The following is a 16223-nucleotide window of genomic DNA, read 5'->3' on the forward strand; positions in this document are numbered from 1 at the left end:
GCACACGCTTGCTGCTCACATTGATTCACGCAGCAGCAAGCTCGGGGCCGTTTAGGATTCGACGCCGGTTGCGAAACTTTAGGTGCATGCCGAGTTGGTAACAGAACTCGTAAATCCACTGTTGCAACTTTCTATAGTTGCCAATGACGAAACCTACGGGGAATACGCTCTCGCTGCGTAAGCAGCCTTAGCCCTTCCCTTCTGATACCTTCGGGTTCAGCAATCACCAGGGGATGTCTGTAAACCCAAAGTGATTGTCATATAGAACAGAATCGCCGTGCAGTACGTTGTGGACGAAGCGGCTAAAACTTACACAACTCGCCCAAAGCACCCTGCCCTTCGGGTCGCTGAGGGTTAACTTAATAGAAACGGCTACGCATGTAGTACCGACAGCGGAGTACTGGCGGACGGGGGTTCAAATCCCCCCGGCTCCACCAAACTAGCTATACAGATCAAGCACTTAGCGATTCTCGCGGGTGCTTTTTTTGTGCCCTAATGGGCTGAATTGGCTGGGGAATGCCAGCTTTATGACAGCACGAAGGACCAATGGCCCCACTACGGTGTTGCAGCGCTGGAGCGATCAAGCTACCTTGCTCACGGGGTGGAAGGTTCTACTTTTTTACTTGCCAGGAGCGGCTAATGGCTGTAGCCAAGACGATATGCGAAGCGGTCCTCGAGGAGCTAAATGCATACTCGACGTCTGCCACACGTCCTGACCGATTTACCGCCGCTCGACTGCGTCGCGAAATTGCAAAACTCGAGCAGGCCGATTTCATGGCAGCACACCTGTGCTTGGGAATCTTGTACACCATCGAGCGTGACGCTGACGCTGCTTTGTCTGAATTTGAGGAGCTTCTCAGATATACACCTGACGATGTAAACCTTCATCAAAACTACGCGCATTCCCTCGCAAAACTACGCATGGCCAACGCTGCCAACGTTCACTATCGTATCGCTGCAGATGGCGCGGCTGAGTCCACTGAATTCTTGATAGACCTTGCTGAGACGTCGCAGATAATATGTAGACCTCAAGAGTTTATGGAAGTATTGAAACGAAACAAGCATAAAGCCGATGAAGAAACGCTCTCAAAGAATATTGATGTAAAGCGAATTATACGAATTTCTAATCTGTTTGAAGAGGCTGGCCTGTCGGATGACGACGCTAATAGCGTCTATACAGCAGCCGAAGAGCTATTCATAGAGCACAACTTAGAGATTGAGTCTGGGTACTTTCGAAAGACTGGAATGTACGGATCTTCTACTCTCACTTTCTATGCTGAGCTTTCTCGAGAACCGGAGTTCATTCACGGATTGAACGAGTGTTTTTGTGATCGAATAGTTGATATGGATGCGTCTCACCTTCTAAAGGATCTCACCTACGTCTTTGTCGCGCATACGCCAATAACAAAAGAAGTAATGACACCGAACTGCTCAACGGATTTGAAGCATGCCTATATCCAATAGTTGTTTTCTGGACTGGTCTGAAAATTTATTAAAATCCTCAGAACTGACCGAGATTGATCATCGCTCTATTGTGAGCCGAGCGTATTATAGCGCATACCACGAAGCACTCGATCTTGCAGACAACACTCTGCAACTAGGCGTAAGTAGCATGGTTGGCGGCACTCACATCAAGCTCTCTTCCTCATTGAGCAGCTACATATGCGAAGATAAAACGCTTCAAAGCGTGATACGTAGAATTGGGGCTCGTATTCATGTCATGCACTCTTTAAGAGTGCGGGCGGACTATTTCTTTGAACTCGATATCAGCAGCGGGGAAGCGGCGTCGCAGGTTAAGAACGTGCGAAGTATTTTTTCGATAATTGCCAATGATGTAAAGAAGACCGCGGCATAAAGTGCACTTTCCTAACTAGCACCTATGCAAATGTAAATCTGACCTTAGCTCATGCAGAAAAATTCTAGACTGTGATAACTTTCTCTTTCAGATACCTCGGATAAGGGATTGATCGTGGATGAACCTCGCAACATTGCTATGGCCAACGGCTTCCGTGACATTGTGACCGCGCTCAAAGATGAGTCTGATCGCGGAACCGTCGTGCTGGCAGCAGCTTGGCTGGATGAATCTCTGACAAATATTCTGAAAAAACTATTCAAGGAAACGGACAAAGAAGATTTGCTAAGTCCCGGAAAAGCATTAGGAGACTTCGGCACCAAAATATTGATAGCCGAAAGACTCAAGCTGATAAACCCACATCTTGTTCAATCACTGACAATATGCCGGCGATTGAGAAATGACTTCGCTCACTTATCTAGCAACCTTTCATTTTCAACTAATACGGTCAAAGGCAGAGTAGAGAATTTATTTAAACTGAATGAATCAATCATATCTACTATGGCAGAGGTTTTGTTAGACGCAGGGCTTAATCTTGAAGATCTTGAAGATGGTGATTTTTCCGCTAGGCGACTGCATCAGATTTTCGGAACGAAACAGCTATTCGGTTACACTTGCGGCTTTATAAACTCTGGACTAGCCGTTATCGAATTTGACACTCAAGAAATTGAGGCGTCATTCTCGGAAACCTCACTTTAAAGACGTTCGTTCAGCATCAGCGCCGCCGTCATCGCGACAACAATCCGTCCGCCAGGCGGTACGGCTTGAGTAATCATCGATTCGGTGTTCTCGCTCGGCCTGACTGCTACTCTGTCCCCATGAACGGAGGACGCGAACTGCCCAACTCAGACCTGCTCCCTTCCCTACGCTACAAGATCAACGAAAATAAACTCGCGCTCCACGCATCCATCTTGGAACTGTCCAACTGGGTCGAGCAGTAGAGTTCGTCCATAGTGGGCGACAACGTACTCGGCGTCCTGCATAGTTCTATCGGGTTACCGGCCGGCGGATTATTATCCTGACGACCAAGGCGGTGATATCGTCTGATCTGGTACGACCTCCTCTGTTTCTCAATTCTGTCGCCCGCTGCGCAGTTGGGGGTCGTGCCTGCTCCTACATGGGTGCCTTATGACCAAGCTCCTTCCTCAGCCGCGGATTTTGCGAGCCTTCCAGGCGCCAAGCTATCTGGGCATGTGCCGGGAGGTCTTCAACAAAGCAGTGCGGCCATACGTGCGCGAGTTTCCGATTGGCAAGCAAGGAATTGGCTTTGACCGCTTGGAACTCGACAAGTGGGCGGATGCGTACATCGCGGCGCACTCGATCCATAAACAAATGAACCCAGAGTCGGCCTCGCTTCCTGTCGCCGCACCGCAAGTAGGGCGTAACAAGCCCAGCATGCATATGGCAGGCTGGCCCACTGGCAAAGCCGCCTATAAACCACCCGCATCAGAGGTTTTCTATAAATTGGTGGATGAGATCTTGGGGAGGTCGGGGAACAAAAAAAATCGCCAGCGGAAAAAGCTCGAGAACCAAAAGCTGCCCACTGAGGGCTAACTGGGACCGGATATGGACGATGACTGCGAAGTGGCGTTCGTTGCTGGTTTGGGCAAGATGCTTGGCCGGACTGAGGCATCGGTCAGAGAGGGAATTCGCCGTGGCGTTGACTGGCTGCCAAGGGGTTTCAGGATGGGCACCAGACATTGCTGGCTAAAAGAGGACGTTCGGGAGTTCCTGCGCGCCTGCCGGGATGGGGAGAATAAGGCCCCGAAGGTCGGGAGGCCTCGGAAGTCACCGCTAGCGCTGAGAGATATAAAGAGATGACAGAAGGCACCGATCGTTTTCTGCGGCTCAGCGAAGTAATTCACATCACCGGCCTTGGTCGTAATACAGTTTACCGCCGGATCAAAGAAGGCACCTTTCCTCAGCAGGTAAGAATAGGTCCCAACTCGGTCGCTTGGCGTCAGGCAGCAATTGATAAATGGATGAAAGATCCAAATCCGTAGCATCAGTCCAGCCACTGCTATTCTGTCCTCTTCCAAGGAGGACACATCCATGCCCAATTCAGACCTGCTCCCTTCCCTGCTTTACAAGATCAACGAAAACCAGCTCGCGCTCGAGGCGGCCATCATGGAGCTGTCCAACTGGGTCGCGCAGCAAGGTTCTTCCGAGGTGGCCGACAACGTGCGCGGCGCACTGGAGACCATCGATAAGAATGAAGATTTCATCAAGCTGACGCTCGCGGTACTGATGACACCGGACTGAAACCTCACGGGCCCCGGTCGACCCATAGCTGTCATTGGCGGAAGGCATGAATCGGTTATTTTCTGCCGGTTCCCACGCTGCGTTTCAGTCAAGCCATATATCTCCTGCTAGTTAGCACTGATGGTGTTGACTGATCAACGCAATACAGACGCGTAATCGAGTATTTGCAGCTAAGCAGACGCCGTATGGTGTCGCCAGTCAAAACCTTGCTGGGGCGCAATCAGTCTCTCCGTGAACAGTATGGCGGGCGCCCTAATCTGCAACCCAAAAGAAAATGGTAGAACCTGAAACCGGGGCGCATTAGCTTCTCGCCTCGTTCATAAGCCCACGAGGGGGAGCACGACGGAGGTCAAATTTATCCCAATGTGCAGCCGGCCGTTGCTCCCCGCAACTCACGCAAACAAACACGTCCGCCTGCAAGCCTAAGTAATATCCTTTGCGGATATAAGGATGCGCGCAGTTATGCGTAATTCGTTTAGAGCTTGTGCTGACCATCTTGCCGCTCCATACCCGCTAAGTTTGAAACCGAGCTTGGGAAGAAGGCGTCATCCTCCAGCGTAGTTAAAAAGCCCGCACAAGTGCGGGCAACAGGAGGAGTTACATGAGCAGTCTGCTTACCGTGGCAGACTTAGTCTTGAGATACCCGGCATGTAAGAACTGTTCATTGAGTTTTCGAACAATGCGCCGCGTACAGACCAACGGTAACGGCAGTTATACGATGCATTTTTTATGCCTGCCCGCCACTGTCTGCCGCACACTGCAGCAGCCTGTAATAAAATAGCTCTATCAAGTGCTTAGGCGCAAGTTCATGGCAGTTCGTCTGAAGGCAGCAAATATCATGAACTGTCGGGCTCACCAGGCGATCCACCTCATTACACCCCCGATGAGGAGATCTTATGATGGCAACTCCACAAGAAAACCTGCTCGACTGGCTGCGCGATGCGCACGCGATGGAGCAACAGGCTGAGAACATGCTAACGGCTCAGTCCAAGCGTTTAGAGCACTACCCTGAGCTGAAGGCACGGATCGATCAGCACATTCAAGAGACTCTCGGCCAACAAAAATTGATTGACGAATGCCTTGCTCGACTCGGTGGAGACTCATCTACCATTAAAGATATGACGGGCAAGCTCATGGCTTTTGGACAGGCCGTCGGCGGTTCTTTGATGAGCGACGAGGTGATCAAAGGAGCAATGGCTGGCTATGTTTTCGAGAATGTTGAAATTGCGGCTTACACTGTCCTGATTGCTGCGGCAAAAGCTGCAGGAGATAAGCAGACACTCGTTGCGTGCGAGCGAATCCTTCCGCAAGAAATTGCCATGGCCGAATGGCTACTTGAACACCTTCCTGAACTGACTGAAGCATTCCTCGTACGTTCAGAGGATCCGAATTTAGAAGCCAAGAAATGAATAAGCAGCGCAGCCTACAAGGCTGCGCTTCTCATTTGGGGCGTCCAAGCATTGTGCCGTTCTGGCACGTTGCATTCCAAGTGGGACTCCGAGACCGCTCACTCGGAATGCTGAAGGCAATCCGAAACATAAAACCCACAGTCTACGTAGTCAGCAAATTGCTTTGAGTTTTTGTCTATTGCTCCGCTCTTTTGTATGAATAGGAAGAGATCTTATGAATACCGAGACCCCAGGGCGATAGCGAACGTTTCCTCAGCCCCAATCCGTCTAGTGTTGGACGGAACAATCAAACGCGCGGTTACAACCAGTCAATTGACGCCCAGCTGAGCCATTGCAAATTTGATTGGAGAGCTTCGGTCTGAAATGGCAGCACACAGGGGCAAGGGTAGGATGCTTTACAGCCCCTAACTGATCCAGGCCTTAAAGCGGCGTTGCCGATGAACTCGACCGTGCTCGCTGACGAGCAAAAGCGAATTGAGCAGCAGCGTTCTAATTCTGTGCTTTATGGATCGTTAAGCCAGGCTGGAGGAGGGATGCTATCGCAACGATCAGTTCATCCAGAGACCAAGGCTTATGCAAGTAGATGGTTGAAGCTGGAACTGATGCGGGATCTATCATGTAGCCTGAAGTCAGTATCGCCGTAATGGAAGGCCACCTTCCTCTGACCATTTCAATGAATTCTGTGCCTTGGACTTGCCCAGGAAGACCGTGATCGGCGATTACCATCCGGCATTCAAAATGCGCTTGCAAAAGATAGGTCAGTGCGTCATCTGCGGTTTCAAATGCTTGAGCGCTTGCGCCTACCTCCTCTACGATCTGCACCATCAGTTCGCGGAGCGTCGGGTCATCTTCGACGATAACGATTTCACCTAGAATCGGTAGCAGACCTTCCCAATTGACATTCACTTTCTCGATTCTCTCCAACGTCGAATTCACCGGCGACGCCCCTGATAATATTCCAGCAGGTGCTAATAGTCGAAATTTACCGCTATTTATTGGGCGTATAGATCAACTCATCGCCCAGCACATATACCAAATCTGAGACTTCAAGAGCTTATATTTTGCGTCGCCTGTGCACAGACCCGGGCTATGCTGGGCCGACGGTTCCCCCAGAACCGTTGACCAACGTCCGCTCTAGGCCGCTGCCGTCCATCGCTAGAACCACCCGGCTGAAACCGCTACACCGCTGTTAACTCACGGCACATCCTTGAAGAAAACGTGTTGCCCAAGCTTGAGTGTTTGCTTGGCGCCCTTCGTCCACGTCGGCGAACGCGGCATGGTCGTCGCGTAATAGTGCGTTGCTCCGTTGGTTGGATCCGGCGCCGTGCTGTCGACCACATGGTCAGCGGCAGTTTGCGCTCGAGCGAACTCGCGGGCAGGGATTGGCTTCGCGCCGCTCAGGTATGCGTAGTTCGGATCGTTCTGGTTCCAGCAGCTGAACTGCAAAGGTTTCAGGCACACCACGGCATAGCCCTCCCCCCACCAATCCGGTTTGCCATCGTTGTGCAAATCCATCTCCACCCGGTTGCGGATCGTCCAGGCTACGGCAATCTGTCCGATGAAGTCTTCGCCGCGAGCCTCGCCCCACAGGGTGCGCGCAAGGATGTCTCGGTCTCGTTCAGTGACGGTCATACTTTTCTCCGGGCAAAAAAATACCGCTCGAGGGCGGTGTCTTTATTTCTGTATTTTTCTGCATGGGCTACGTCGGCCAACCCTCATCGAGCATGGCGCCGGTATAAGTGCCTGATTCTACCGCGGCGATCAGCGCGGCCTCTCGATCAAAACAAGCCTGAACATGCGCCCGGATGGTCTTCGCAACAAGCAACACCGTCGAGGCATCCAACGAGATGAACCCGGCCGGGGTTTTCCAATTGACGTGGTAGTCAGGGTTCATAAACGCCTCTAGCGCCGCGCCGAGGATCAAACCTTGGCTGTCTCGCTCAGTGTTGAGCTGGATGCCGTTGAACTCTACGCCTCCGACCTCCGCGTCATAACGGCGAGCGGCAATCAACCCCAAGGTCTGTTCCTGTTTTTCAGCGTCTTTGATTACTTGGGTAATCACTTGGCTACGGTCGATATTCATTCCGGCGCCTCTATTGGAGATGACTCCGGCTCAGGCTGGGGCAATACCACCAAACCATCCGGCACATTCAGCAAGTCGACTGGGTACAGCTGCTCTAGACTGGGCCGATTGGTAAGCGGGAGAAACAGGGTGATCTGAAGGCCTGTAGCGTCTTTGTGTACGTCGCCCGCGACCCACACCGATGAAACCGCCGCTCTCGGCAACGTGTCCCCGACCTGCATAAAGGAGAAATCAAAGTCCTCTCCGTTCAAGGTCAGACGGTCGCCTTTTTTTCTCACTTCCAACGTGTCGTCACGACGTTGAGGACTCAGTTTTATTTTCATTACGCTCTCCACCGACCGATCGCAATCCAGGAAAAATCAACCGGGGCACCTTGGGGAAATTTGTAGGTGTAACAGGCGAACATGATGCCGTCGGTGTACTTGGCGAGGTACACACCGTTTGCATGCAAGTGGCCAATGTCCTGTTGCGCCCCTGTTCCCACACAGGTGATAGCGCTCCACACCACGTCGTAAGAGGTGTTGAACATCAGGGCGGGGAACGTTGGCACCACCGACAGCTGCGACGAAATACCCCCGGTAGGCATGCGACTAACTCCCCGAATAATCTGGGTGCCATCTGCGTACCGCACATAGGTGCCATTGGCATTGGTGCCGGTTTCAATGACGGCGCCGTTGCTTTCCCCGCTAAAAGAGACTGTCCCCACTGCGGTGGCCGAGTTGATAACAGAAACCCAAGGCCCGGGGTTACCGATACCGTCAAAGTGCCGATAGTACATGTTGGGTTTGGATGTCGAGCCTGTCACCGTCATGACAATTTGTTGAATGTAGTTACCACCCAAACTATGGGTGATCAAACTACCCCCGGCGCCTGCCACAGGGGCGCCGGTAGCACCGCCCACAAACTTGTAAAAGCCAACCGAGGTGGCTCCGTTCAAATTGGTGGTTGTCGGAATTTCTGACGGCTGGGCCCCCAAACCAAAAGAAGTCACCACCAGGTTTTCGCGCCATACCGACCAGACTCCGGCGATCATGCTGCGAGTGTATTGCTTGCCTTCGTTCTGGCCGGTGAAGGTCTGCGTCATGTAATTGCTAGAAATCGACTGGTGAAGCAACCACCCATACGGCTGAGGGCCGCCCGTGACGTTGTTGCAGTAGTAAAACCCGGTCGGCAACTGATTATTGATACTCAGGCTGTTCAGGTTAATGGGCGCTCCCACACCAAAGTCACCCACACGCACCACACGGTTGGCCGTAACGTCCATGGTTGACGACATCGGCACCAGGTCTAAAGCTGCCTGGGCTTCTGCCGTGGTGTTCAGTGCAATCAGATCCCGGCCTTTGGCCCCAGTGGTCAAAGTCCCCACCGAGTTGGTGCCCGTCGCAATCAACACTTGGTTGGCTGCTAGCACAGCTGCCGACAAAGACGTCAGCTTTGCGTGCAAAGGTTGCTTGCCGGTCAAAGCGTTGGTCTGCGCCTTGACGTCGGCGGCGATGCTCCTGGCTAACGCGGTGATTTTTTCGGTTAGGGTTGGCATGGTTTACGCCTTCGCGGCGACATAGTCCGCAACAAAATCGTGGTCGACGTCGCCCACCGTGGCCACGATCGTGGCGTCGACATCGGCCTGAGACACCGCGCCGATGTTGTCCCGGGCTTGCGTTCTCTGCGGGCCTGTAAGGATCTGCGCGGCGTCGAAGCGCACGCGGTTCTGAATGTCAGCCGCGAGGGCCGCGAGGCCGGACTGATCGGCGAGAATCAGATCCTGCAATTCTTTAAAGGTGTCGTAAGCCTCGCCCGCGCCGCCCATCAAACTGGCTTCAAGCGTGGCCACGGCGTCGGTGACAAACGTTACGCTTTTGTCTGCCGACCAAACGACGGAGGTGTCACCCGTGCCGGCGTTGTCGTCGATCTGCGGGCCGCTGGGGCCGCCCTGACCGACCAGGTTAAACACTTCATTGAGTGCGGCGACCAAGCTGCCCTTGGCAGTGGTCGACAGGGCGGTGAGGTCACCGTCGGCCGCCTTGAGCGCTTTAACATCCGCGCCGATAGCCTGCGCCAGTGCAATCAGTTTGGTTTCAATAGTCATTTTCAGCTCCGAGCAAGGATGTAATACATAAGGGGATCGGGCGACAGCGTGTCGGGCACAAACAATTTTCCGTCGGTGCCGTAGGTGAGGCGGTTGTCGGGGTCAGCGCTGACGGTGGCCACGCCGGGCGGCCCCTGCTCGCCTTGAACCACGACCGTCACCTCGGGGATTTCCAGCGTCACGGCGTACTCGCGTTCAAGCTGGGCGGTTTCGGGATTCTGAAAATCCAGCGCTATAACTTGCGCAAAGCTGCTCATAGGATCGCCCCCTCGCCATAGCGGACGGTGGTCTGACCCGGGTACTGGATATCAAACGTGTAGTGAAGCGAGACGCCGGTGAGCAGTGCCGTTTGTTCGGTGGTCATGGTGCGCGTGAGCGTGCCCGGGGCGGTCATGGTGAGGCCGCTGCCGGCGGTGAGTTCGAACAACAGCTCAGTGCCGCGGTAAACGGAAAACCACGCGGCCGCGTCGGTCAGGTCAACCGGCAGTTGGTAGATCAGTTCCCCACCTCTTGGTTTGTGACCGGTGGCCGACAGCTGGTTTATTTCCAGGCTGTCAGCGTCGAGTCGTTTGGCCCGGTGCGGCAGTTGCTGGAAGGGTTCGCGGTTGGCCTCGGGCATAGCCTGAACACCGCGCACCCACACGGGCCAATCGGCATCAAGTCCGTGAGCGGGAACGGTGAAAACAGCCGGGGCGCCGGCGATCGAGGTTATCGAGCGATAGGCGTTAACCGGCTGCATGATCCTGACGGTGTCGCGGTACGTGGTTCCCGGGGTGACGGGCAGGTCTTGGCGGGCCGGCTGCATGCTGGCGACTCCTTGCAATGGTTTCGGGGGGGATCACGCCCAGCTGACGGGCACCGGGGAACCGACCACAAACTCGCCGGTGATCGGGTTGTAACTTCCAAAATGGCGTTGGTCTTGCGGACACGGGGCGTCGTGGGATTCGGCGCCCTCGATCGTGATCACGCTGTCAAAACGCGCGGTGTTGTCCGCCTTGGTGCGGATGATCGCCAACAGGTTGTTGCTGTAGAAAACGAGCCGCCAGTCGCGCACGCCGGGCTGGCCGACGAAGTTGGGTAACGGCGAAGTGTCGAGCGGGAATTCCTCATAGTGCATGTCGGTTAGATAGGGTTGAACGAATGACTCGGTTACCCCGTCCCGCGTGGTGGTGATATGCGTAGCCGCGCCGTCATACATCGCACTTGAGGCAAACCCCATAACCCGCGACCACGATTCGCCGGGGCCATCCCAACTCAGCGTGCTGGAACCGGTAACACTGCCGCCGCCTGTTCTCACAGTCTTCATATACTGCTCAGTCTGGTCACCGCCTCTGACGTACTGAATCGAAATCTGAGGCTCTAGCGTTTGCTGACTCAAGGCAATTTCACTGGAGTCGAGAATCCGCAGGTTTTTGATGTAGCACGGCACCGGTGTCTCGCCGTCGAATTGCACCCGCACCAACCATTTTTCCAGCGTTGAATAACGCCACGATGTTCGTAAGTAGTTGCCAGACGGATTGACCTCACGCATGGGAACCGCGCCGTTTGACTCGTAAGAAACCCGGTCGGCGTAGTGTTCACCTTCCTCGGTATACAGGGGCTCGCGGTCGATTTCTTCCCATGGCGGCTCACCATAAGGCATTTGCGCCCAGCCGCCGATAAACTCCAGCTCGGTGTTGGAATAGATCGCCGCGTCGCTGTACAGAATCGACATTTCGGCGTTGACCTGCGGGCCGGTGCCGCTCAGTGAAAACTTCACGTAGAAATAATCCCGGCGACGGGTGTCAGTCTTGGCGGTGTTGGCCTCTGTGCCCGGGGCGTTGTATGCCGACAAGGTCACGATGGCCGTCCGGCCGGACTCGCTTACCGCATGCAGGCGCACCGCGCCCGTGTTGAACCCCTTCGGGACAAAGATCCGGTTTAGGTCCGAGCCATTCGGCTGGCCCTTGGGAATAATGAAAGGCCGGTTGTACACCTCAGCCGCTTTGCCAAACTCACCGAAGCGGCTGAAATCCAACCTGATGCTGCTAAACGTGGCCAACACGCTGGCGTTGTCAATCTGGATCGCCCACTTGCCGCCGGCCTCATCCTGGTAAATCCACGATAGGCCGGTCACCCCATACAACTGATCACCGGAAATCAGCGCCTCCCCCACACGGTAAAACCCGCCTAGCGGCGTGGCCGCAACTTCCTCAGGGGTCAAAGCGGCAATCCCGGGAACGCTGATTTTGTGGGTATCGCCCGGGCCGTTGACGCCCCACGGATTATTCGGCGGCTGGCGAACAGCTTTCGTTTCGCCGTTGGCCAAGTGGATCAGGTCGTCTGAAATCAACCCGTGCCAAGGCGCTACAAGCAAGCGATTCATAAGGTCATTACCCCGTCAGGTTTGCGACGCTCACGACCGACCAAAAGTAAATCCCGTTGTCCAGAAAACACGCCAGTTTGTAGAGCTGTGCGCTGTCGGCCGGGATGGTCAGCGTCGCGTGTCCATTGAGCGGCAGGCCGTTGGGGTCGATGGTGATCACGCATTCGCCGGCGTACTTGGCGTTAAACATTACGTTCAGCTCGATGAACATGGGGAACTGATCGAGCGGGATTTCCGGCAGAGTCAACGTCCGGTTGCCGTCGATGTTCCACAGCGTGGTTTGCGGGGTCGGGGTCAGGGTCGCCGTCTCCCACGAACCTGGAATAAAGCGCACCGTGTTGGCCTGCATGCCCAAAGCTGTTTCGTCGAGGATCTGCCAAGTCGCAGCGCCGTAGGCGTTGACATAGCAGGCAAACCGGAAATAGTTCCGGCTGTCGGGGTACAACACAAACCGGGTGCGACCGAGGATCGGCAAGCCGCCGCCGGCGTCAATGTCGATTATGGTCTCCTGCCCGTTTGCGTTGTCGATCAACAGCTCGACGATGGTCAGGCCGGGTATTTCCGTGGCGGGGAAAACGATCGAGCGCGCTCCGCCGCCAGTGATCGACCACACAACCGATGGCAACAGGGGGTCAACAGTCCAATCCATGACGCTGTTGGGTACTTCGACAGGCGAGCCCGGCAGCGGTTTCCCCCAGTCACTCGGCGCAGCGGTGCCTTTGGAAATCCAGCGCTGACCAGTCGCGGTGTTTACATAGTGCGCGCCAATGCTGGGCGGCGTATCGAGTGGGTTGGCGCTGCCGGCTTGTGTGTGTTGAATATTGGCCATGGGGGTTTTTCCTGCGCAGTGAGGGGTGACGGGGCGGCGTGATGTCTGGCGCTACCCGCTTCAAGTCGGAATTTCTGGCTCAGCGGCGGCCGCTTGAAGCGGTCGGTTCTGGTCATCGGTGAGGACGTTGCCGGCGCTGTCGGCGAGCAGACCGTCGCCGCCGCCTGGATCTGGTGGCGTGCCGCTTTCGAGGGCAGCGACCCGCAGGGTCAGCGCTTGTATTTGTTGGCTTACACCCACCAGCTCGTTGCCGATTGCAGTCACCAAATCAGTGAGCTGCGTTTGTAGATCCGTAAGGCCGATTGACAGCGCATTGAGAGTGCCCGCCGTGACGGCGCAGTAAACCAAGGCGCCGGGAAACCATTCCTGTTCTATGGTCCCTTCCTGACCTCGGGCCGTGACCGAGGCAAGGCCACCGGTGACCGTCACAGCGATGATTTCCCACGCGGTTTGCTCGGCCGGATTGGTCGAGGTGGTCAGGCTTAGCAGGTAGTCACCCGGGGCCATCTGCCCCAGCGCTTGGCCGGAAACCGGCAATACGGTATCGCCCGGCGCAAACCCTTCGGTCAGCGGGGTTAGCCAGTTGTTCACGTAGCGCATAGCGATGGTTCCCTATGGTGTTACCGGGGGCGGCGTGACCGGCTGAGCGAGGTTTATGACCACCTCGGCGCCGTCGGCGTCGGTCAGTTTCAGAACCTTGATGGCTGGCGACTGAAAAAGGCCGTCGCTGCTCAGTATCCCGGCCGGCCAATATTCACGTTTGCTGTAATCGGGTTCGGTCAGGGGGCTAGCAATTCCGCCACCACCAGGGCGCTGCGCGTTCTTAGGGTCGTACACGCTTTGGCCGGTCTTGGCCTCCAGCGCCCCGCGTTTCTCCAGCGGCGCTAGCCTCTTGGGCTGGGTCGGCGTCATCACCAGACGGTTCAGATCCTCGGTGATCTGCCGGCCGATAGTGCGGCGCTCGGCTTCCATTCCCGCGCCCGTGGCCTGGCGCTCGCTGTTGATCTGTTGGCCAGTGGCGCGGCGGCTGGAGGCGATAGCGGCCCCGCTGGCCTTGCGTTCGCTTTCAAGGGACATAACTACAGCTCCAAAATATCGTTGGGGATGGCCACGCGGTAAACCGCTGGAATCTCGACGGTGGATTCATCCCTTTCAGTGGCTGCAATTTCCGGCGCTGTGATCTGGAACCGACGCGGGAAGGCCTCCAATGTCGGGTTGCCGTTGTCCCAGTTGCCGGCGAAACCGTCGAGCGTTTCGTCGTAAGGCGGCGAGTCGTTGCGGCGCCCGAGCTGAGTGGCCAACCCGATGTTGTCCGGGTTATCCGGCTGCTCGATCGTCGAAGGGGGCGGCGCGACCAACGAATCATTGGCATCACCCCCGCCGCGCATCACGCCGATGGATAGCGTCGTGACGGCGGTGCCGGCAGTCAGTTCGAACGTGTCCAACACGCGGTTGCAACGCGCTTGCGCGGTGATTCCTTGGTCAGAAATGCGCAGGGTGTGAACCAGGTCGACCGCTACCACCATGCTGGTGGGAACGTCCCAGCTGACCGAGGTGCCGGTGTGCGCCAGGATGATCGAGGTCTTTGCCTGGTTGAGTACACACCGGATCGCGCGGGCACGCTGGAGCGGGTCGCGGTCGTCGTAATGGCCGTTATCGGTGCCTAGATCGGGAAGGGTGTACCACTTATCGACCCCTACCCCGAACGGCGTGCTTTCCCACGTCTTGCTCAATTCCGAGGTGTATTCAACCGCCAGCGAGCTGCGATTAATCACCGCGCCGGCCTGCGCCACGCTACCCGGGGCGACCACGCTCAGGGGGTATTTCTCAGTCACCGCCTGAGTCCAGCGGCGACCGGCGAGAAAGTTCGCGCCCAACAACAGATCGGGATAGATGTTTGTCCATGGAATCCCGTTCCCGCAGGGGTCAGGGCTCGACAGCGGCAGTCGGTCATAGCCCACGCTGAACATGCTAAAGCCCGCGCCTTCGACCGCACCCACTACCATGGGGACATCGGGCAACTCCGTCGTGGATTGCCGCCACTGGCAGAAGTTACCAAGGCCAAGATTCCACACGTAGCGCTGGCTCGATTGCTGGAGCCGGGAAAACCTATAGTTCACCTCGACCTCGACCGTATTGGTCAGACTGGTGAGGTCGGCATAGGACACTTTGACCGAGTTATAAATCGTACTGCCGGCGTCAAAGGTGAAGTCTGCCCACGCGGCGTACCAACTTGTCAGGCGCAGATCGCCCAGCGGTGAGGAATCGAGACTCGCCTGAATCGTGCTGATTCGTTCCTGTAGGTAATCCCAGCGGCTGCGCCCCTCGGGCGATTCGAACACCTCGGGCGCCCAGTGAGACGGCGTCAGCGCGTCCACTTGGGTGATGGTCAGTTTCTCAACACGCTGTTGGAGCTGGTCGCCGCAGTGGCAGACCATCAGCCGCATTAGCGGATCCCATTCCGTGGTGATCACGCGGCCACTATAGCGCCGCGTTTGCGTGGTCAGGCCGAGCGCCGTGGTCATGTAATCCACGGTCACGGTACGACCTACCCAGTCCATCGGCAGCACCGGGCCGGGCTCCAGCTGGAGAGTAAAGGACGCCACGCCGGCCGCACCGCGTTCGCGGTCGACCGACACGGTACCGGTAAGCCGCGCGCTCATATCCAGTCCACCCACCACTACCACCAACCGCCAGCGATAGGCGCGACCGGGCACGATAGGCTGAGGATCAGGCGGCGCCGAAGCACCGCCGAAGCTGTTCAAGGCGCCCGAATTGAGCGGGGTTGCGTTGATCAACATTAGACTTCTTCCCAGTTGATCGACCAGCCGAACGAACCGCCCGCGCCTGCGCTTTGGTTTTTCTGCGGGCGACTTACAAAAACGCTGTAGACCGGTTGCCACTGGACCAAATATTTCGACGCACCGATCACCGGCTCGGCGGTGACGACCAGGCCCACCAAATCACAAGGCGTTTCAATCCACTGCGCGCCCACCAGGGCGAGCGCCCACGGCGCTCGATCTGGTCGCGGCACACTTGTCAGGGTAAACAGGCGATCGTCGCCGACAATGCATTCCTGCGCGGTCAGGCGCAGCTCTAGCGGCTGGCTGTAATCCAGACCGTCGAGCCCCGGGGGCATCCAGCCTTGACCGCTGATGGTGCCGGCGGCCTTGCCCCAGTGCGTCATTTTTACGCCCTCCCCACCCGACAACCTCACCACGGCCTCGCCGAGCAAAGGTGTATCGGTCTGGTCGGGCGCGCCGGCATGCAGAACAATCGGAATGCCGCCGAGGGTGATAAGTGGCAGGCTCATCCTTTGAACTCCTAACAAAAAAGG

General features: G+C 56.2%; 21 protein-coding genes and 1 other RNA gene. 8 read left to right on the forward strand and 14 right to left on the reverse strand.

The window, feature by feature from the left end:
- The first annotated feature begins 43 nt into the window (after positions 1-43).
- From ssrA to ACYZTS_RS03710, 8 genes are all read left to right on the forward strand, one after another.
- Positions 44-437, forward strand: a transfer-messenger RNA (tmRNA) gene (ssrA, locus tag ACYZTS_RS03675).
- 202 nt (positions 438-639) lie between these two features.
- Positions 640-1464 carry a hypothetical protein gene (locus ACYZTS_RS03680; RefSeq protein ID WP_461994069.1) on the forward strand — a complete coding sequence of 275 codons (825 nt, stop codon included), beginning with the start codon at positions 640-642 and terminating at the stop codon, positions 1462-1464.
- Positions 1448-1855 (forward strand): hypothetical protein, encoded by a 408-nt coding sequence (locus tag ACYZTS_RS03685; protein ID WP_461994071.1) that lies wholly within the window; start codon positions 1448-1450, stop codon positions 1853-1855. The genes ACYZTS_RS03680 and ACYZTS_RS03685 overlap by 17 nt, the downstream gene beginning before the upstream one ends.
- A 114-nt stretch (positions 1856-1969) precedes the next feature.
- Positions 1970-2551 carry a hypothetical protein gene (locus ACYZTS_RS03690; RefSeq protein ID WP_461994073.1) on the forward strand — a complete coding sequence of 194 codons (582 nt, stop codon included), beginning with the start codon at positions 1970-1972 and terminating at the stop codon, positions 2549-2551.
- 429 nt (positions 2552-2980) lie between these two features.
- Entirely contained in the window at positions 2981-3406 is a 426-nt protein-coding gene (locus tag ACYZTS_RS03695) for a hypothetical protein (protein ID WP_461994075.1), read from the forward strand.
- A 263-nt stretch (positions 3407-3669) separates the two neighbouring features.
- The gene (locus tag ACYZTS_RS03700; protein WP_461994077.1) at positions 3670-3855 is read left to right on the forward strand and encodes a helix-turn-helix transcriptional regulator; all 186 of its coding nucleotides are present in this window, start codon (positions 3670-3672) and stop codon (positions 3853-3855) included.
- A gap of 49 nt (positions 3856-3904) precedes the next feature.
- Positions 3905-4114, forward strand: a complete 210-nt coding sequence (locus ACYZTS_RS03705) for a hypothetical protein (RefSeq protein WP_461994079.1) — start codon at positions 3905-3907, stop codon at positions 4112-4114.
- A gap of 899 nt (positions 4115-5013) precedes the next feature.
- Positions 5014-5523: a ferritin-like domain-containing protein gene (locus ACYZTS_RS03710; RefSeq protein WP_461994081.1), complete on the forward strand. Its 510-nt coding sequence runs from the start codon at positions 5014-5016 to the stop codon at positions 5521-5523.
- Positions 5524-6012: 489 nt separating this feature from the next.
- Here ACYZTS_RS03710 and ACYZTS_RS03715 read toward each other — a convergent pair whose 3' ends face one another.
- The 14 genes from ACYZTS_RS03715 to ACYZTS_RS03780 all read right to left on the reverse strand — a co-directional run bounded on the left by ACYZTS_RS03715 (position 6013) and on the right by ACYZTS_RS03780 (position 16199).
- Positions 6013-6429, reverse strand: a complete 417-nt coding sequence (locus ACYZTS_RS03715) for a response regulator (RefSeq protein WP_461996339.1) — start codon at positions 6427-6429, stop codon at positions 6013-6015.
- A 288-nt stretch (positions 6430-6717) separates the two neighbouring features.
- On the reverse strand, positions 6718-7155 hold the full coding sequence (locus ACYZTS_RS03720; RefSeq protein WP_461994083.1) for a cell wall hydrolase: 438 nt from the start codon (positions 7153-7155) through the stop codon (positions 6718-6720).
- Between the two features lie 67 nt (positions 7156-7222).
- Entirely contained in the window at positions 7223-7606 is a 384-nt protein-coding gene (locus ACYZTS_RS03725; protein ID WP_461994085.1) for a DUF4376 domain-containing protein, read from the reverse strand.
- Positions 7603-7929 carry a hypothetical protein gene (locus ACYZTS_RS03730; RefSeq protein ID WP_461994087.1) on the reverse strand — a complete coding sequence of 109 codons (327 nt, stop codon included), beginning with the start codon at positions 7927-7929 and terminating at the stop codon, positions 7603-7605. The genes ACYZTS_RS03725 and ACYZTS_RS03730 overlap by 4 nt, the downstream gene beginning before the upstream one ends.
- Positions 7929-9143 carry a pyocin knob domain-containing protein gene (locus ACYZTS_RS03735; RefSeq protein WP_461994089.1) on the reverse strand — a complete coding sequence of 405 codons (1215 nt, stop codon included), beginning with the start codon at positions 9141-9143 and terminating at the stop codon, positions 7929-7931. The genes ACYZTS_RS03730 and ACYZTS_RS03735 overlap by 1 nt, the downstream gene beginning before the upstream one ends.
- Positions 9144-9146: 3 nt before the next feature.
- The gene (locus ACYZTS_RS03740) at positions 9147-9692 is read right to left on the reverse strand and encodes a hypothetical protein (protein WP_461994091.1); all 546 of its coding nucleotides are present in this window, start codon (positions 9690-9692) and stop codon (positions 9147-9149) included.
- Between the two features lie 2 nt (positions 9693-9694).
- Positions 9695-9949: a hypothetical protein gene (locus ACYZTS_RS03745; protein WP_461994093.1), complete on the reverse strand. Its 255-nt coding sequence runs from the start codon at positions 9947-9949 to the stop codon at positions 9695-9697.
- Positions 9946-10497, reverse strand: a complete 552-nt coding sequence (locus ACYZTS_RS03750) for a hypothetical protein (RefSeq protein ID WP_461994095.1) — start codon at positions 10495-10497, stop codon at positions 9946-9948. Before ACYZTS_RS03750 ends, ACYZTS_RS03745 begins: the two co-directional genes overlap by 4 nt.
- A 33-nt stretch (positions 10498-10530) precedes the next feature.
- A complete protein-coding gene (locus ACYZTS_RS03755; RefSeq protein WP_461994097.1) occupies positions 10531-12057 on the reverse strand; it encodes a hypothetical protein in 1527 nt (508 codons plus the stop codon).
- Between the two features lie 7 nt (positions 12058-12064).
- Positions 12065-12886: a hypothetical protein gene (locus ACYZTS_RS03760; protein WP_461994099.1), complete on the reverse strand. Its 822-nt coding sequence runs from the start codon at positions 12884-12886 to the stop codon at positions 12065-12067.
- Positions 12887-12946: 60 nt separating this feature from the next.
- Positions 12947-13486: a hypothetical protein gene (locus tag ACYZTS_RS03765; protein WP_461994100.1), complete on the reverse strand. Its 540-nt coding sequence runs from the start codon at positions 13484-13486 to the stop codon at positions 12947-12949.
- 12 nt (positions 13487-13498) lie between these two features.
- Complete coding sequence (locus ACYZTS_RS03770; protein ID WP_461994102.1) at positions 13499-13963, reverse strand: hypothetical protein; 465 nt, start codon at positions 13961-13963, stop codon at positions 13499-13501.
- Between the two features lie 2 nt (positions 13964-13965).
- Positions 13966-15687 (reverse strand): hypothetical protein, encoded by a 1722-nt coding sequence (locus tag ACYZTS_RS03775; protein ID WP_461994104.1) that lies wholly within the window; start codon positions 15685-15687, stop codon positions 13966-13968.
- A complete protein-coding gene (locus ACYZTS_RS03780; RefSeq protein WP_461994106.1) occupies positions 15687-16199 on the reverse strand; it encodes a hypothetical protein in 513 nt (170 codons plus the stop codon). Before ACYZTS_RS03780 ends, ACYZTS_RS03775 begins: the two co-directional genes overlap by 1 nt.
- Positions 16200-16223 lie beyond the last annotated feature (24 nt).

The organism is Pseudomonas sp. TMB3-21, assembly GCF_054898145.1.

What these genes read in the sequence shown, in the direction of transcription:
- ACYZTS_RS03680 (WP_461994069.1), top strand. Translation starts at nt 640, where the DNA reads ATGGCTGTAGCCAAGACGATATGCGAAGCGGTCCTCGAGGAGCTAAAT.
- ACYZTS_RS03685 (WP_461994071.1), top strand. Translation starts at nt 1,448, where the DNA reads ATGCCTATATCCAATAGTTGTTTTCTGGACTGGTCTGAAAATTTATTA.
- ACYZTS_RS03695 (WP_461994075.1), top strand. Translation starts at nt 2,981, where the DNA reads ATGACCAAGCTCCTTCCTCAGCCGCGGATTTTGCGAGCCTTCCAGGCG.
- ACYZTS_RS03700 (WP_461994077.1), top strand. Translation starts at nt 3,670, where the DNA reads ATGACAGAAGGCACCGATCGTTTTCTGCGGCTCAGCGAAGTAATTCAC.
- ACYZTS_RS03705 (WP_461994079.1), top strand. Translation starts at nt 3,905, where the DNA reads ATGCCCAATTCAGACCTGCTCCCTTCCCTGCTTTACAAGATCAACGAA.
- ACYZTS_RS03710 (WP_461994081.1), top strand. Translation starts at nt 5,014, where the DNA reads ATGGCAACTCCACAAGAAAACCTGCTCGACTGGCTGCGCGATGCGCAC.
- ACYZTS_RS03720 (WP_461994083.1), bottom strand. Translation starts at nt 7,155, where the DNA reads ATGACCGTCACTGAACGAGACCGAGACATCCTTGCGCGCACCCTGTGG.
- ACYZTS_RS03725 (WP_461994085.1), bottom strand. Translation starts at nt 7,606, where the DNA reads ATGAATATCGACCGTAGCCAAGTGATTACCCAAGTAATCAAAGACGCT.
- ACYZTS_RS03730 (WP_461994087.1), bottom strand. Translation starts at nt 7,929, where the DNA reads ATGAAAATAAAACTGAGTCCTCAACGTCGTGACGACACGTTGGAAGTG.
- ACYZTS_RS03735 (WP_461994089.1), bottom strand. Translation starts at nt 9,143, where the DNA reads ATGCCAACCCTAACCGAAAAAATCACCGCGTTAGCCAGGAGCATCGCC.
- ACYZTS_RS03740 (WP_461994091.1), bottom strand. Translation starts at nt 9,692, where the DNA reads ATGACTATTGAAACCAAACTGATTGCACTGGCGCAGGCTATCGGCGCG.
- ACYZTS_RS03745 (WP_461994093.1), bottom strand. Translation starts at nt 9,949, where the DNA reads ATGAGCAGCTTTGCGCAAGTTATAGCGCTGGATTTTCAGAATCCCGAA.
- ACYZTS_RS03750 (WP_461994095.1), bottom strand. Translation starts at nt 10,497, where the DNA reads ATGCAGCCGGCCCGCCAAGACCTGCCCGTCACCCCGGGAACCACGTAC.
- ACYZTS_RS03755 (WP_461994097.1), bottom strand. Translation starts at nt 12,057, where the DNA reads ATGAATCGCTTGCTTGTAGCGCCTTGGCACGGGTTGATTTCAGACGAC.
- ACYZTS_RS03760 (WP_461994099.1), bottom strand. Translation starts at nt 12,886, where the DNA reads ATGGCCAATATTCAACACACACAAGCCGGCAGCGCCAACCCACTCGAT.
- ACYZTS_RS03765 (WP_461994100.1), bottom strand. Translation starts at nt 13,486, where the DNA reads ATGCGCTACGTGAACAACTGGCTAACCCCGCTGACCGAAGGGTTTGCG.
- ACYZTS_RS03770 (WP_461994102.1), bottom strand. Translation starts at nt 13,963, where the DNA reads ATGTCCCTTGAAAGCGAACGCAAGGCCAGCGGGGCCGCTATCGCCTCC.
- ACYZTS_RS03775 (WP_461994104.1), bottom strand. Translation starts at nt 15,687, where the DNA reads ATGTTGATCAACGCAACCCCGCTCAATTCGGGCGCCTTGAACAGCTTC.
- ACYZTS_RS03780 (WP_461994106.1), bottom strand. Translation starts at nt 16,199, where the DNA reads ATGAGCCTGCCACTTATCACCCTCGGCGGCATTCCGATTGTTCTGCAT.